This is a genomic window from Algibacter sp. (assembly GCF_029245835.1).
Taxonomy (GTDB): domain Bacteria; phylum Bacteroidota; class Bacteroidia; order Flavobacteriales; family Flavobacteriaceae; genus Algibacter_B.
Map to the genome: position 1 here is coordinate 32070 of NZ_JAQWOO010000076.1, position 16501 is coordinate 48570.

A 16501-nucleotide genomic window follows, 5' to 3' on the forward strand; every position below is an offset into this window, starting at 1 on the left:
TATAATCTTTAAGTTGTTAGAGATTACTAAATGTCAAATTAATTTAATAACAGGTGTTAACATCTCGATAGTAGAACTGTTTATCGGAAGAAAATTATGGAAATTAAAAAAACCAACTTTAAGAAAGTGTGTTTATCCTTTAAAGTGCAATAGCATTTAAAAGCTGACACTTTATTTGAATTATTAATAACCGATTTTGAATTTTCGATAATTACGGGAAGAGATAGAAAAAAGAAAAAAAAAGACTAATAATGCAGTCCATATCCAAATTCAAATAATGGTGTTATGGAAGTATCCCAGAAATTTGGACCATATTTTGATTTGAAATCTTCTTCAGATTTAGGCCAAGAATGAGGAAGTTTGCCTGTAAAATTATAATCTCCAAACAACACCTCAGCAATCCCATCACCCTCAGATCCAGGCAACCATGCTGCAATAAAAGCATCGGACTTATCTATTTGATCTGTTACAACTAGTGGACGTCCAGAAACTAAAACAACAATGGTTTTAATGCCCATGTCTGCATAGGTATTTATATATTTCTGATGGATCTTACTTAAGGTTAATTTATGCGTTCCATTCCCATCACCTATATCTCCAAATAGTTCCGCATAAGGTGTTTCTCCCACGACTATAATGGCGATATCAGCATCGGCATGTTTTTCGGTGGCACTTTCGTCATATACCACTAACCCTTCTGATGTGCCTTGAATACCTTCTAATATTGTTGTAGCTCCCTTATAATTTTCTTGGGTCCCCTGCCACCATATAGTCCACCCTCCAGATTGAAGACCTGAGCTATTAGCGTGCTCTCCAACAACAACAATTTTTTTTGTTTTTTTATCAATAGGCAAACTATTGTTTTCGTTTTTAAGCAAAACTAAAGACTCTCGAACAGCTTGTCTTGCCTTGTCTCTATGATCCTGACATCCTATTTTATCAATTAGATTAGGATCTGGAAATGGATTTTCAAATAATCCCAATCTAAACTTTTGTCTTAAAATCCTTTTAACAGCATCATCAATACGTTGTTGAGAAACTTCCTTACTAACAATACCTGCTTTTAATCCTTTTTGAAAAACATCGAGATCTCCATCAACAGCCATTACCATATCCACTCCAGCGTTTATAATAGCATTAGCACCAAATCTTGAATAGCCTTTCCAATCTGTAACTACTATCCCATCAAATCCCATCCCAATTTTAAGTGTGTCTGTAACCAATTCTTTATGAGCATGCATGGAAAGCTCTGAAATGGAATTAAAAGATACCATAACTGAGCCTACCCCTTCTGCCACAGCATCATGATATGGTGGAAGCAGGTACTTGCTTACTTCATTCATAGTTAACGTAGTATTACCACCTTCTACTCCAAAGTCAGTTGAACCATCTCCAATAAAGTGTTTAGCCGTAGCCATGACTGTTTTTTTATCTGACAAATTGCCTTGATGCCCTCTAACAGATGCTTTAGCTAGTTGGCTTGTTAGCGCTGTACTCTCGGAAAAGGCCTCATAAACGCGTCCCCATTTTTCATTATAAGGTATCGCAATACAAGGAGAGAAAGTCCAATTAAATCCTGTAGCCTGAGTTTCTATTGCTGTAATTGCAGCAGCCTCTTCAACCAATTTAGAGTTATAAGTTGCTCCAAGACCTATATTATGAGGAAATATGGTGGCGCCTTCAAACGTGTTTTGTCCGTGAACAGCGTCCACCGCGAATAATAAAGGAATACCTAATCTTGTAGCTAATGCTTTATTTTGTAATGTTACAAATCTGGCTTGCCAATCGGCTGCATCTTTACCGGGAGTAGGTCCTTGAGTGTGTATTACTGACCCAATATATTTGGAACTGATATCATCATCTATAATATCATCAAAATGTCTGACTTGCGACATTTGACCAATTTTTTCATCCCATGTCATTAACGATAACAAGGAATCTACCTTTTGTTCGATTAAAACATCATTATCTATTTTTTTTGAAATAGCTTTTTTACATCCACTTAAAGCATAAAAACATAAAGCAACTATTAATAATCCATTGATAAATTTTAAATTTTTATAACTATTTTTCATCTTAAATCTATTCAAACGGTATCTCGTTTGCAACTATTTTCTAATTAATAATTCTTCCACTTCTTCTAAACTCTTACCTTTTGTTTCAATTACGAATTTCATCACAAACAACAAGGATAAAATGGCCATTCCAGCATAAATTGCGAACGTTATTGTAGGTCCTAAATTTGTGAGTTCCCAAGGAAAAAATTGAGTTACTGTATAACTCACTAACGAATTAAAAAACCCGACTACTGATATGGCGATACCTTTTATATTTCCCGGGAAAATTTCTGATAATAAGGTCCACATTACAGGGCCTAATGAAATGGCAAATGCCGCTACATACAAAAGAATTGCAATTAACACCAAGTTGGCGTTGATAGATATAAAATTTTTCACTTCATTACGTTTAAACTCATATAACTGATTTTCATTTAATATGGGTTCTAGATTAGCAAACAATTCATCCTGAGATTTAAACGACATACCTTTAAGTGCTGTCATAGCTGTTTTTATTTTAGTATTTCCAACTTTATCAATAGACACATCATTTAAATCGTAAGTTGCATTATTAAACGCAAGGGTTGCCATAGACAATGCAACTGCCATAGTTGCCGTACCAATTATTAAAAGTGGTTTTCTCCCTAATCGATCTATAAGCCTAATGGCTACAAGTGTAAATACTAAATTTGTAAGACCTACTACAATGGCTTGTAAAAATGAAGAATCCGTGCTTCCGCCCGCCTGTTCAAAAATGGTTGGTGCATAGTAAAAAATAGCGTTAATGCCTGTTATTTGTTGAAAAAATGCCATCCCAAATGCGATAATAATAATGGTTCGCATTCGGCTACTAAACAATTCAGAAATTGTTCCTCGTTTTTCTTTTTTTGCAACGCCTCTTTGAATTTCTTCTATGGTTGATAACGCATAGTCTTTACCTCCAATTTTGATTAAAATCTTTTCGGCAATTTCAACAAGATTTAATTTTTGTATTAACCACCTTGGGCTTCTTGGAACCGTAAATAGTGCTAAAAAGTAGAGAAATGCAGGTATAGCCTCAACCCCCAGCATCCATCTCCAACTCTCGCCTTCTAAATCTTTCAAAAAGTAATTAGAAAAGTAAGCTACCGATATCCCTAAAACGATATTAAGCTGATTTAGAGATACTAAACTCCCTCTTAATTTTGGTGGCGCCACTTCTGCTATGTAGATTGGTGCAATTAATATAGCGCCTCCAATACCAATACCGCCGATAATTCTAGCAATAATAAATTCGGTATAACCTGTTGCTAAAGCCGACCATGTTGCGGAAACGGTAAATAATATTGCTGTTAAAATTAGTATTTTTTTTCGACCAAATTTATCACTTAATGGGCCTGCTGTAATATTTCCAGCCATCGCACCAAAAACAACACAGCCTACTGAAAACCCAAGCTCCCAATCAGACATATCAAAATACACTGTTATTCCGCCTACAGCTCCTGAAATTACAGCACTGTCAAATCCTAAAAGAAAACCTCCTAATGCAACTATAAAGCTTATAAAAATAGTATATGTCTTGTTCATAATGTGTTGGTTTTATAAGCTTAAATATTAATATATTAAGGATTGCATAGCACGTGGTTCAATTTCTAAAAGCACCTCACTATTACCTACAATAAGTTTATAAGCTATTGGATTATCTGTTTTATTCATTACTACAGTTATAATATTACCATCTTTATTTTTAAACGACGTACTTTCTATAGTACTTCTACTTGTGGTTGTACTTACTCGTTTAGCTCCTGAGTTAATGAATTTAGAAAAGTGACCAATATAGTAATAAGTGGGGGTATATATCAGTTCTCCTGTTTTTGTATTGGCGTGAACCGGTGCAAAACAGAAGTTTTCAACATGGTTTGGACCTCCACGTTCATCTAATAGAATATTCCAATCTGTCCAACCTACAACACCACTATTAAAATCATTTATCATTGAATTTCCGTAGCGTTCTGCATTTGGCCAATAATGCAATTTTTCTGTATCAAAACCTTCTTGACAACCTTCCGTGAATAAAAGATTTTTAGAAGGAAAAGACTCATTAATATTTTTTAGGTTATCGTATTTTGGCAATCCTCCTGTCCACGTTTCGTACCAATGAAAACCAATACCCCAAGCATATTTTGACGCTTCTGGGTCTTCAAAAATTATATTTGCTCGGTCTGTAATTAAATCTCTATTATGATCCCAAACCACAATATTTTTATCACCTAAGCCTTCTTTTTCTAATGTTGGGCCTAAGTAATTTTTTAAAAAGTCGCGTTCCTCTTCAGCAGTATAAATACAAGATTCCCATCTTTGGACCGCCATAGGTTCATTTTGTATGGTTAACCCCCAAACTGGAACACCCTCTTCTTCATAAGCTTTAATAAATTTTACGTAATAATTAGCCCATGCTTGACGAAACTCAGGCAATAATTTTCCGCCTTGCAACATATTATTATTACTTTTCATGAAAGCAGGAGGACTCCAAGGACTGGCATAAAAAACCAAATCGTCTTCAATTAAATTGATGGCTCTTTTTATGAATGGCAGTCTTTTTTCTTTATCTTTTTCGATAGAAAACGTCTTCAATTCAGCATCTCCTTCTTCGATATAGGTATGGCTACCTAGACCAAAATCACTACTATGAATACTCGTTCTAATGATGTTATACCCAATACCATCTTTTCCGTATAATGCTTGTAAAAGTTTATCTTGTTGCACATCATTCAACTTAGAAAACACTTCGGATGATGCATCTGTTATAGCCCCACCTACTCCTAAATATTCCTGAAATGTTTTTTTTGGATTTACAAAAACAGCAACATCCACCTCTAAAGGTTGTACTTTATTTTTAAACCTTTGCTCACCAGTTTTGGTTAATCTGAGTTCTGTATCCTTGGCAGTTGTATATACTTGAAGTGTTTTATTATTGTAATTTTCTACTGATGAAATAGTCATCGCTTCAGTTTTAGACACTTCTTGAACTTTAACATCGGAACAAGAGCATAATAACACTAGTATTCCAATGATTTTATAATTTTTAGTCATTATATGATATTAAAGATTATTGTCGATACTCATGCTTTACCCAGTCTACTTCCATGACCCACTCTTTACTTGTCATTGGCGAATCAGTAATTTTGGCAAAATTTAAAATGGCAAACATAGGCTCAGGATAATTATCACCTTCTCCAACATTACGATATACCTCTTTATCATCAACACGGTAAACAAGATCACTCCCTTCCCATTCTACTGAGTAATCATGGTAATCATTTAAGGTGGCATCAAAACCTTTGCGATAACTCCACCAGTCTCCTTTATCACATTCTCCAAGACTTTTTATAGCACCGGTTGTAAAATGATCTTTTTGGTGATCCCCATGATGTTCAAAGATATCAATTTCACCAGACCCGGTTAAAGGCCAGCAGATATTTTCATCAGCTTCCTGCACTGGAGGTTCGTTATTTTGAGCACCTAATAGCCACCAAGCAGGGAACATACTAGGTTCTCCGTTGCTCCATAATTTCAATCTCGCGGTCCATTTACCTTTTATGAACTCTTTTCTGTTTTTAGAGGCTATTCGGCCTGCAACATATTCTGTATCGGGATGTTGATTACCGTGCTTATCTAAATTATCACAGCTTTGTTTTTCATCAATCTTAACGACCTTTAATTTTATTGTACCATCACTCACTTCTCTAGTGCCGTACTCATTATCTGGCACATAACAGTGAGTTTCGTTGTTTACCCATATGCGCTGGTCTTGCCAATTGTCTGGATTAAAGGTATCGAATTCATCCAAGAAATCTACTTTCCAGACTTCAGCTATTTCCGTTTCATTTGAATTCTCTTTATTTTTTGTTTTACATGATAGCAGAGTTGTTCCTACTAAAATAACACTTAACAAATAGAAGTAATGTGCTTTTTTCATAATTAGTTATTTTTATAAAGTTTGGTTTTTACTTTTCTACATATGCAGATTCAATAGCTATATATAACTCAGTATCATCTATAAGTCTTAGAACCAATGTTTTTCTCAATGAATCCATACTTGATAAATCATCATTTAACTCTTCTAAAACCTTTAAATTCTCTGCGACTTCTTCATCTCCATAATCTGGTCGTTGTGCTTCCAAATAGTCTCTCACTTGTTCTTTAAGTGTTTTCATTGTATTCTTCGCATTGAATTGCACTAGCTGTTTTTATTTATAGCCTACCATTAGCACTATTTAATTTACTCTAAATTGAAATACCGGCGAGTGCGATGCATTTCCAATTTCATCTGTTGTTATAACTTTCCAATAATATACTTGTCCGGAAGTTACTGTTACATTTAAACTATTAACACTTGAATTTCCAGCTTCTGTAACTGGTTGATTCGTTGTATCTAGTAAAACGGTATAGGATGCGATATCATTATCAACATCAGTGGTTTCCCATTGTAACGTGATGGCACCTTCGTCTACACTTGAACCTATTTTTGGACTTACAGCATCCGCAGGAAATGGTGGATGGCTTTCTTCTGGAAGACCTGCGTTATAAAATTTCCAAGTGTCGCTATCGGCGGTCTCATTACCAATACCCTTAGATTTTACTACCCAAGAATATGGTGTACCTCTTAAAATGCGAATCAAGACTTTATTCGAAATGGTTTTAATCTCTCTGGATGTGCCTGCATTCAAATTCGTAATGGTTAAAACATACGAACTTGCATTTGTTGCTTCTTGCCATTCAAATAAAACATCCGTTTCGGTCTCTGAAACTACTATCCCTTCATTACACTCCGTATTATTATTGGGAAATACAAGATTTGCAGCAGCTGGTATCACTGCATTAACCACAGCTCCTTGCTCATCATCACTACTACATGATATCCCAATAAATAGGATTAATAAGCATATTGGAATTATTTTTATGAACCTATTCATTATTTTATAATTTTATAGTTAAATGTATTTTCTTTTGATGCTACTTTCAATACGTAAATCCCCTTAGGCATGCTAGACACATCAATTTTTAATTGATTTGTAGCAGGCTGATATGTTTTAGAAAACAATAATTTTCCTGTTAAATCATAAATTTCAACAGGTATTTCGTTTTCATAAAAATCAACCGAATTAACATGTATCGTATTATTTTTTATAGGATTGGGAAACACAACAGGTTGACTATTAAACATTATAGTTTCGTTGTATACCCCTTGGCAATCTTTATTGGTTTTAACACTTAAATTATTTACACCTTGTGATAGTTCCAACTCAATTTCACTTTCACTAGTAATAGTGACTTTATTATTTAAGGTTACGTAGTATGAATCGCCTCCTGCTAAGGATACGGTTATCTTTTCTGAACTACTACTTTTACCTGCTTTGGTGCCACTACTCCTACCTGATGTAGATACAGTTAATTCATCTGGCTCAACCACAACAACCGTAAAACATTGTTCATAGTTAGAATTGCCATCAATCGTTATACAAAGCGTGTATGTTCCTGCAGATAAATCATCAAATTCAACTTCTGACGTAAATGATTTTGTTTCTGAAAAACCATCGCCAGTTAGTGTTACTGAATAATCATAATTTTCTGAAGCCGATAAAATAATACTTCCATTATTTTGAGACCTACAGGTTTCACTTGATACGGTTAATAAATAATTATCTGCAGCTAAAGAAAATAACTCACAACCTGTAACATCCACAATGGTATTTGCTGGCGTATTTGGACACAAATCATTATTATCTAAAATGCCATCTTTATCACTGTCGGGATAATCAAACTCCATCCAATTAAAATTGAATCCACCTGATAAAATGCGCATTCGTAATTTATGAATACCTTCTTCAATAAATAAATTATCAGAAACGGTTTCCCAGGTTTGCCATCCGTTAGTAATTACTGTTGAAACAACTACTAATTCAGTTTCAACGTCGTTTTCATCTACTGAATACAGCCCTATACGTCCTTCACTAAATCCTGCAACTCTAAATTTTATACCATAATCTGCCGATTCAGGAACATAAATGGAATAGTCAGCATAGTCTCCAGGATCTGTAAATCCGAAGTTTTTACCCTCGCCTTCATCCGACGAATCTTCAATTCCCATTCCAATCATGTAATCATAGTCTTCTACTTCTATTAAGTTAGGAATTACAACACGATCTGGAGATTCATTATTAATGGGTAAATCTGTAAATGCATTCAGTATTTTAGCTGACTGAGATTGAATTGTCGTGCCCGAGTAGCTTACTGTAATATCATCGCTTTTAATCAAATATTTATCTAAAGTGAGGACGAAAGTTCTATTCTCTAAAGGATTTTTATCAACCGATGTTATAACTCGTTCTTCACCATTTACATTAACTGTAAACTGACCTAAAGTCCCGTCTAAAGATGCTGCCAATAACGTTTCACTAATGGCAATTTCAATAGACTTTTCATTTTCTCCTGTGTTACCGTTTAATGCATTTAGTTCGAGTGCATCAACAGCGCCTGTTTTTTCAAATTCAATACTACTTATATTAAATGGGATATCATTACTAAAGTGCAATTTTAGGCCATGTTTACCTTCTTCAAGTATTATATCTGAAACTTCAATGGTGCTAAATGTAGACCAACCTCCTGTTGAACTTACGGTTTGTATCGTGGTAACTTCCTGGTTATCCAATGAAAGATAAAATTCCCCTCCATTTTCCTGTGTAGCTACCCTTACATTTGCTTTGTAAACTGCCGTTTCATCAACTTGTACTGTATATTTAATCCATTCGCCTTTATTTACAAAGCCTACGTGAAAGCCATTACTATTGATATCATCGGAATTCTTTTCAATATCAACACCATCGTTTCGGTACGACCAACCACTGTTCCAAGCTGTAAAGTTTCCAGTTGATAGGTTGTAGTCTGCAACAACAGTATCAAAGTATGCAAAATTATTTTTCCCTAAGTCATAATCTGCCATGTGCACAACTCCAGGGATTGCGGATGGCGTTCCATGATAAGGTATGGTTTCATCGGTTTGTACTTGTCTGACGCATGCATCTGGGACATCTTTTCTATAACTGCTATTTTCAACCAATAAATTTTCGCAAAGTTGCATCATTCCATCAAAGGTTTCTTGCGATGTTGGTCTAGGACCTTCTCCTTTCCAGTAATCTAGTATTTTTTGATAACCCGGATTAATATCAACAGCATAAGGACTATCTATATCGCCTATTTTACGCATGGTCCACCAGGCCCATCCTATGTTATTATTTTCAAAAAGAGATATCGCATCTGTAAACCATGTATTCGAGTTTTCGCCGGATTCTCCCATCCATAAAGGCACATTGTGTTCTTCTCGTAAGTCTAACACCCATTGAATTGAAGCAATATCATTATAACTCCAATATTTATGAAAACTATACACTATATTATCATCCCATGCAGGTGTTAACCCACTGAAATCATTTGCGTACCAGTTACCTTCAATAAATAAAATATGATTATCTCCAACATCTCTAATACCGTCAGTAATATCTTCGTAGATCTCTCTTAAAAGCGTATTCTGAGGTCCCAAATCCCAATGGGTTTCATTTATGAGATCATAACCACCAATCCATTCATTATCTTTGTATCTATCTGCTATTCTTGTCCATAAAGCAACTAGTTTATCTCGGTTTTCCTGACTTTCCCACAACGAAGGCTTATCAGGATCGTAATCGTTTATCTCTGAACCTCGACCTTGACCACCTGGTGTAGCATGCATATCTAAAATAACATAGATATTATGTGGTGCAGACCACTCAAGCACATCATCAATTAACTCAAAACCTGTTTCTATCCAGGTGTTTTCACCTGCAATAGGTTCGTCTTCAATAGGAAGCGTAAACAAATTATAATGCATAGGAATACGAATACTGTTATATCCCCAAGCAGCTAAAGAATCGACATCGCGCTTGGTAAAGTGGTTTTCTCTCCATTTGCTAAAAAAAGTCTCAGTATTTGCTTCTCCCATTAAGTCAATTAACTTTTCTTTAATCTCATGTTGAGCCCCTGCAACTCCGGAAGTGTTCATCATATAGCCTTCCATAACTTGCCAACCTCCAGGGCCTACTCCTCGCAAGAGTACTTCTTCTCCATTTGAGTTGATTATCTTTTTACCTTCGGTTTTAAGTCCTTGACCTAAGGGAGCTTGTATAGATTCATTACTTATTTCAAACCAGTTAAGATTGAATTCATTCGTGAGAGACTTAATTTTAATACGTTGGACTCCAGCCGTTAGATTAAATCCTTCTGAAACTATTGTACGCCAAGTTTGCCATCCTCCAGTTATGGGGGTTTCAACAGTAACCAGAACCTCTTCATTTTCATTTATCAACTCAAAATTGCCTTCATTCAATTGAGATGCTGCCCTTGTAAACAAATAATAAGTGCCATCATTTGGAACATTTATGAAGTATTCTAAAAAATCGCCATCATCTATGTAAGCCATATTGAGTCCGCCTCCTTGGTCAGTACAGGTTTCAATCTCCATTCCTTCCATATAAATAAAATTCTCTGCTTCAATTTTACCTGGAATAGTAATAGGTTGAACATCTTCAGTAGTTACTACTATACTAACTTGGTCGGAATAATTTCCCCCAAAATCTTTAGCTTGAATGCTAAAGTTATATGCTGTTGACGGATCTAGATTTTTTGGAATATACTGTAATGTTGATGTCGAGTCAATTAAGTTTTCATTTTTAAAAATATAATATTTATCTATAAACTCATTATCGACTGATTTGTTCCAAGAAAGTTGAACATTTACGCCATCTACTTCAGCTTGCAAATTAGTTGGATTTGAAGGTGCTATTATATCGCCCTGACCAAAATTAAAATCATAGATTCTTACATAATCAACCATCATTTGTTGTGGCCAAACTCCATTGTGGTCTATCACTCCACCTAAACCTCCACCTATAGCTACATTAAGAAGTAGGTGATGAGGAACATCAAAAGGCCACTCTGCAAAGGTTTTATATTCATTGTTAAATGTAAATATAAGTTCATCATCATAATACCAATCCAAATGATCGGGGTACCATTCTAAAGCATAGGTGTGATATGTATTAACAACATCATTAAAAACCTTACCTCCACTTTGTTGCGTGTCTTCAATATGGTTATATGCGCCAGTATGAATTGTACCAAAAACATAATTTAAATGATTCCCCCTGTGCTCCATAATATCAATTTCACCGGCATCTGGCCAATTACCATAAACCCATTCGGTAGGTAATGTCCAGATTGCTGGCCAAGTTCCCCCAGTACTTGGCAATTTGGCCTTTACTTCAATTCTACCATATAAAAAATCACCTTTGCCAGATGTATTCATACGAGACGACGTATAATTATTACTTCCAACAGTTTCTTGTCTAGCTTCAATTATTAGGTTGCCGTTTGCAACACGAGAGTTTGCTCCATCTGTGTAATATTGAGCTTCACCATTTCCCCAACCATCACCACCGACTTGGAAATTCCATTTACTTTGATCGACCTCTGTTCCTTCAAACTCATCTGACCATACTAATTCTCGTTTTGTTGTGGTGGTAAATACAACTAACTGATTTGAAAGAGATTGATTACCTGCCAAATCGCAGGCATGTATTTCGAAAATATACTCGGTCTCAGGAAGAAGATTATTTAGTTTAATACTATTATCGCTTGTAAATGCTATAAAATTACCGTTGTTGTATATTTTATAACCTGTAACTAATGTTGTAGCGTCGCTACTACTATTCCAGTATAACGATACTGAACGTTCATTTGAATAATTATTTACAATAGTTGGGGTTGTAGGCAAATCATTGTCAACTGGATTTGATAACTTAATTTCAAACCAGTTTAAATTAAATCCACCCGTTGTAGCCAGCAATCTAATTCTTTGTGTTCCCTCTACCAAAGTAATTTCGTCTCCTTCAATTGTTTCCCAGTTTTGCCATCCTCCTGTTGCTGAAATATTTATGCTACCTATTAAATTATCATTATTTATAACACTTAAAACACCACCACCTTCTAGACTAGAGGCACGAACACTAATAATATAATTACCTGCTACGGGTATATTAATATCATATTCCATCCAATCTTCATTATCTATAAAGCCTACGTTTAATCCTCTATCATAGTCTATACAGTTTTCAGTTTGAACACCATTCATTTCAACAAAATCTTCGGCCTGATTGAAAATTTGACAATATGCCGGTAACTGCACAAAACTTAACAATCCCAATAATAGTAATACTTTTAAGCAACCTTGTGTTTCTTTGACGTGTAAATCCATTGTCATTTATTTATTTAATCGTAAAGAATTCATCAAATACGATTTTATTTGTAATTATGATTTGTTTTTAACTAACTATCTATTTTTCATTCGCTTTTAAACGCTAGGTTCAGTCAATTTGATTTGGATGTTAGGCCGGTAAAAAATATGCATTTTTCATCCATTTGTTTTTTTATTTTATATGTACAGATCTAGGCGTCGTCTGGAATATTATTTAGATATAACACCTAAATAAATCTGTATAACAGCTTTATTATAGCAGGATTTAAAAAGATGCGTATTGTTATACCATAGCTAAAAAGTAACTGGGCAAAATTGCCTTAAAGTGTTTTACTAGTATTACCAGTAAAACACGATAAAGACAAAAAAACAACTCTAACTAAATAAACTACAAAATAAGACTATCTACGCCTTTTTAATTAACAACTAGTTCCCGTTAATTATAATTTTGTTAAAGACCAATTATCTAGAACAATACCATCAGCACCCCATTGAGCACCCCCTGTTCTAAATAACAGATAGTATGTCCCAGCTGCTGCAATTTCAAATTCACCAGGGTTAGCCTCTGGATCGCAACCACCAGCAACTGCCGAACCAGAATAGGTTTTTAAATTACCACAGTCCCAAGCGTTATAAGCTCTCAATACTTGTTGGTCTCCATTGTAATCTTGACCAGCATTATCTACAGGTTGAGCAGCGCCGATATAGACTTCGCCCCAAACATCATTGATATTGGTATAAGTCATATCCATATCAAATTGATAGGTTCCTGCCTCTAAAGTTACGGCAGTATAGACCGCCCAATGTTTCCATGGGTCCGTAGGCGTTTCTGATTCTGTAAATTTCACTACTCCGTTTGCAATAGCCACAGCCCCTTTTCCATTATCAGTTGCATCTATGTTAATAATGGTCCAACCACTTGCATCACTAAACGTTCCATTCTGAATAAGATTAAGAGAAGTTCCAATGGTTACATCTTTTAAAAATTCATCAGAACCATCACCATTAGTAACCGTTAATTTAACGGTATATGTACCTTCTTCAGCATAAGTATATGTTGGGTTTTCATCAGTAGAAGTCCCTACATTATCTCCAAAGTCCCACAAATAAGATTCCCCAAGAAGAGATTGATTTGTAAAAGTTACTGTGAAATCAGATTTTGAAATTGCAAAATCTGCGATAGGAGGGAATGAAGGAGGGGTTATTTCGATACCAGGCACCAATGGCGTCATAGTAACATTATCCAAAGATAGGCCATCGTTATAGCTACTTCCACCACCTCTAATAACAAAATATACTGTACCTGTAGTCTCGAATTCAACCAATCCACCACCTTCACCAACACAACTAATATCAATAAGTGAGCCATCGAAAGGTTCACTACCACATCCAGCCCAAGTATTCAGCCCCATACGGATGCCTCCATCAACATAATCTTGACCTGGTACTGGAATTTCTGCCCCAATATATACCTCATACCAAGAATCTGACAATCCGTTTCCTGACACTTTCATATCAATTTGATAAGGGACACCTGCTTCAACATGCACCGGTTGATAGATGCCTTCTTGTCCCCAGCTTCCGCCAGTCCAAACGGCTTTATCTCCGGTAAAGTTTACTTCAACCCCACCTGAAATAGGTAAAATAGTCCAATTCTCACCACCATTAAATTCGCCATTTAATAAAATATTAGGTCCTTGAAAATCTTCGTTAATGACTATGGTTTGAATAGATTCAGCCTCACCTCCATCCGTAAAAATTTTAAATCTTACATCGTAATCACCCTTTCTTAAAAAAGTTTTATTAGCCTCCATACCTTCTGCAGAAGAATTATCGCCAAAATCCCAATGTGTATACCAGGTTTCTACGTCTGTATTCGCAGTGAATATGACTTTATTTGGGTTTTCTTGATCAAATGTAAATGAAAATGCTGCGTCCTCACTTGTAGGAACATACGCTGTAAATTTATCATCATCAGCACAGCCAGTAGAAATTAAAATAATTCCCAGCATTAATAATCTGCTTAAAAATTGTATTGTTTTCATGTCTTTTTTTTTAAATTATTGTTTAATCGTATAAAGGATTCTCAATCAACTTAGTGTTATTATTTATTCTTCCTTGACCAATTGGCATGTAATAATGACGCTCATCAAAATTCATTGGTAAAGCTTCGGCATCAAAAGTTTCATAAGTAAATGTTTCGTTCCCGAATCCATCAATAGACCTCAAAGTTCTAACGCCTTCAACTTGAATACTTAAAGCCTCTGTAGCTATTCGCCATCTTCTTACATCCCAGTATCTTTGATCTTCAAAAGCTAATTCTAACTTTCTTTCATGTCTTATTCTATCTCTTAACTCAATTCCTGACTGTGCTTGTAAACGCAGGTTTTGTTGTAAACCAGCTCTCGTTCTAATAGGTTCAATATAATCTCTTGCAGCATCCTCTAATCCTAGTTCAAAAGCTGCTTCTGCGGCGTTTAGATATATTTCACCTAATCTAAATAAGATACAATCTTGACCAGAGTAATATTGTTTTATAAATAGAGGAGCGCCTCCATCTTGAAGATATTTTCTAACATAAAACCCTGTTTTGGTAGCATCAGGATGAACTCCTATACCATCTTTACCAATACCTGTTCCGCTCTCTGTATCTATACCATCTCCTCTATCGGTACCGTACCAAATCTCTACTCGAGATCCTTGGAACGGATCTGCATTGGTTAGTATGGTGCCTTTTAAACGCGGGTCTCTATTTTCCCATGGATTATTTTCATCATATCCAGATCCTGGTTCGCTTGGTAATAACCCTGTACTTAAAACTTCGTAACTATCTACGAGTTGCTTAGTAGGCGACATACTTGCACCCCAATCCACTCTGTAGCTGTAAGGTACATTACGTAAATCATAAGAATGTCCTTTTTCAAAAGGCAACCAAATTTTTCTAAAAATAGTTTCATCCTCAGTTTCATCAACAAATAGATTTGCATAGTTATCTGATTTGTTCGGATACCTATCAAACAAGGTATATCCCCCTTCTGAAAGTATTTTGTTTGATGCATTTAGCGATACTTGGTAGTAGCTATCAGCATCTGAAGCAGGCACACCAACTAACCCGTTTAACTGAACCGTACTATACTTAGCGATACTAGCCGCATATAAAGCCGATCTTGATTCTAAAGATTTAGCTGCCCATCGGTCTGCTCTACCCTTTTGGTCGGTCCATCTATTAGGTAATAAATCAAAAGCCAATTGCGTATCTGAAAGAACCTGATCGTACACTTCTTTCTCTGTATTTCTTGGAGGAAAAAGTTCAGCTTCTGGTGTCGTATCAGGGTCTTGTGCTTCCAAAATAATTGGAACACCTCCATAACGCTTAGCCATCTCAAAATAACTAAAAGCTCTTAAAAAATGAAGCTCGCCTAATCTATTATTTCGTTCTTCATCAGTAAACACATCACTGCCAGCACTCTCAATGTTTTCAATGGCATAATTTATTTTCCATAAATTACCATAACCCCACCAATCCATGGGCCAAGAATTGTTTGCTGTACCCCAGATACCTGGTCTAAATTGATTGGTTGCTGGCGTCCAAGAATAGGTGCTCATAGCTAAATCTGATAACACATCACGATGTGCACCACCTCCAGCGCCCCCACCAAAATCTTTTAAATAATCCCAAGGCATGTTCTCATAAATTTGAAAGAGATAAGCATCTGTTAAAGCCTTATCACTCCATACATCGGCATCTGTTATTCTGTCTAATGGTGGTTCATTCAAAAAATCGTCACCACAGCTAAATAGTGTAAGCGTTATAAGCGCTAATATTAAATTTATATGTTTCATAGTAAGCATTTTTTTAAAGTGTTACGTTAATACCAAAGGTTATCGATTTTGTTTGTGGGTATACCCAACCTTGATCTGAACCCTGAATTTGTGGGTCAAAATCTTCGTCAAAGTTTTTAATTACAAATAAATTATCACTAGTGTCCACTTAAAACAAGTTGAAAACCAGTTGATTAGTATTTAGTTCTTTGACATTATTGTAATCTGATTTCATAAGTAATTCATTTACAGGTGTTTTATCAAGTAATGATGCTGATAAAATTTGTATGATTTC

General features: G+C 35.4%; 9 protein-coding genes. All 9 read right to left on the reverse strand.

Annotation, left to right across the window (positions count from 1 at the left end):
* Window positions 1-245: 245 nt before the first annotated feature.
* The 9 genes from P8K68_RS12470 to P8K68_RS12510 all read right to left on the reverse strand — a co-directional run bounded on the left by P8K68_RS12470 (window position 246) and on the right by P8K68_RS12510 (window position 16227).
* Window positions 246-2075 (reverse strand): glycoside hydrolase family 3 N-terminal domain-containing protein, encoded by a 1830-nt coding sequence (locus P8K68_RS12470; protein WP_300251478.1) that lies wholly within the window; start codon window positions 2073-2075, stop codon window positions 246-248.
* 33 nt (window positions 2076-2108) lie between these two features.
* Window positions 2109-3623, reverse strand: a complete 1515-nt coding sequence (locus P8K68_RS12475; RefSeq protein ID WP_300251481.1) for a sugar porter family MFS transporter — start codon at window positions 3621-3623, stop codon at window positions 2109-2111.
* Between the two features lie 27 nt (window positions 3624-3650).
* Window positions 3651-5129, reverse strand: coding sequence for a glycoside hydrolase family 30 protein (locus P8K68_RS12480; RefSeq protein WP_300251484.1), 1479 nt, complete (start codon window positions 5127-5129; stop codon window positions 3651-3653).
* Between the two features lie 16 nt (window positions 5130-5145).
* Window positions 5146-6015, reverse strand: a complete 870-nt coding sequence (locus P8K68_RS12485) for a glycoside hydrolase family 16 protein (protein ID WP_300251486.1) — start codon at window positions 6013-6015, stop codon at window positions 5146-5148.
* 28 nt (window positions 6016-6043) lie between these two features.
* Window positions 6044-6277 (reverse strand): hypothetical protein, encoded by a 234-nt coding sequence (locus tag P8K68_RS12490; RefSeq protein WP_300251489.1) that lies wholly within the window; start codon window positions 6275-6277, stop codon window positions 6044-6046.
* Between the two features lie 36 nt (window positions 6278-6313).
* On the reverse strand, window positions 6314-7012 hold the full coding sequence (locus P8K68_RS12495; RefSeq protein ID WP_300251492.1) for a hypothetical protein: 699 nt from the start codon (window positions 7010-7012) through the stop codon (window positions 6314-6316).
* On the reverse strand, window positions 7012-12384 hold the full coding sequence (locus tag P8K68_RS12500) for a carbohydrate-binding protein (protein WP_300251495.1): 5373 nt from the start codon (window positions 12382-12384) through the stop codon (window positions 7012-7014). Before P8K68_RS12500 ends, P8K68_RS12495 begins: the two co-directional genes overlap by 1 nt.
* Before the next feature lie 440 nt (window positions 12385-12824).
* The gene (locus P8K68_RS12505) at window positions 12825-14429 is read right to left on the reverse strand and encodes a PKD domain-containing protein (protein WP_300251497.1); all 1605 of its coding nucleotides are present in this window, start codon (window positions 14427-14429) and stop codon (window positions 12825-12827) included.
* 22 nt (window positions 14430-14451) lie between these two features.
* Window positions 14452-16227, reverse strand: coding sequence for a RagB/SusD family nutrient uptake outer membrane protein (locus P8K68_RS12510; protein ID WP_300251500.1), 1776 nt, complete (start codon window positions 16225-16227; stop codon window positions 14452-14454).
* Window positions 16228-16501: the final 274 nt, after the last annotated feature.

What these genes read in the sequence shown, in the direction of transcription:
- P8K68_RS12470 (WP_300251478.1), bottom strand. Translation starts at nt 2,075, where the DNA reads ATGAAAAATAGTTATAAAAATTTAAAATTTATCAATGGATTATTAATA.
- P8K68_RS12475 (WP_300251481.1), bottom strand. Translation starts at nt 3,623, where the DNA reads ATGAACAAGACATATACTATTTTTATAAGCTTTATAGTTGCATTAGGA.
- P8K68_RS12480 (WP_300251484.1), bottom strand. Translation starts at nt 5,129, where the DNA reads ATGACTAAAAATTATAAAATCATTGGAATACTAGTGTTATTATGCTCT.
- P8K68_RS12485 (WP_300251486.1), bottom strand. Translation starts at nt 6,015, where the DNA reads ATGAAAAAAGCACATTACTTCTATTTGTTAAGTGTTATTTTAGTAGGA.
- P8K68_RS12495 (WP_300251492.1), bottom strand. Translation starts at nt 7,012, where the DNA reads ATGAATAGGTTCATAAAAATAATTCCAATATGCTTATTAATCCTATTT.
- P8K68_RS12500 (WP_300251495.1), bottom strand. Translation starts at nt 12,384, where the DNA reads ATGGATTTACACGTCAAAGAAACACAAGGTTGCTTAAAAGTATTACTA.
- P8K68_RS12505 (WP_300251497.1), bottom strand. Translation starts at nt 14,429, where the DNA reads ATGAAAACAATACAATTTTTAAGCAGATTATTAATGCTGGGAATTATT.
- P8K68_RS12510 (WP_300251500.1), bottom strand. Translation starts at nt 16,227, where the DNA reads ATGAAACATATAAATTTAATATTAGCGCTTATAACGCTTACACTATTT.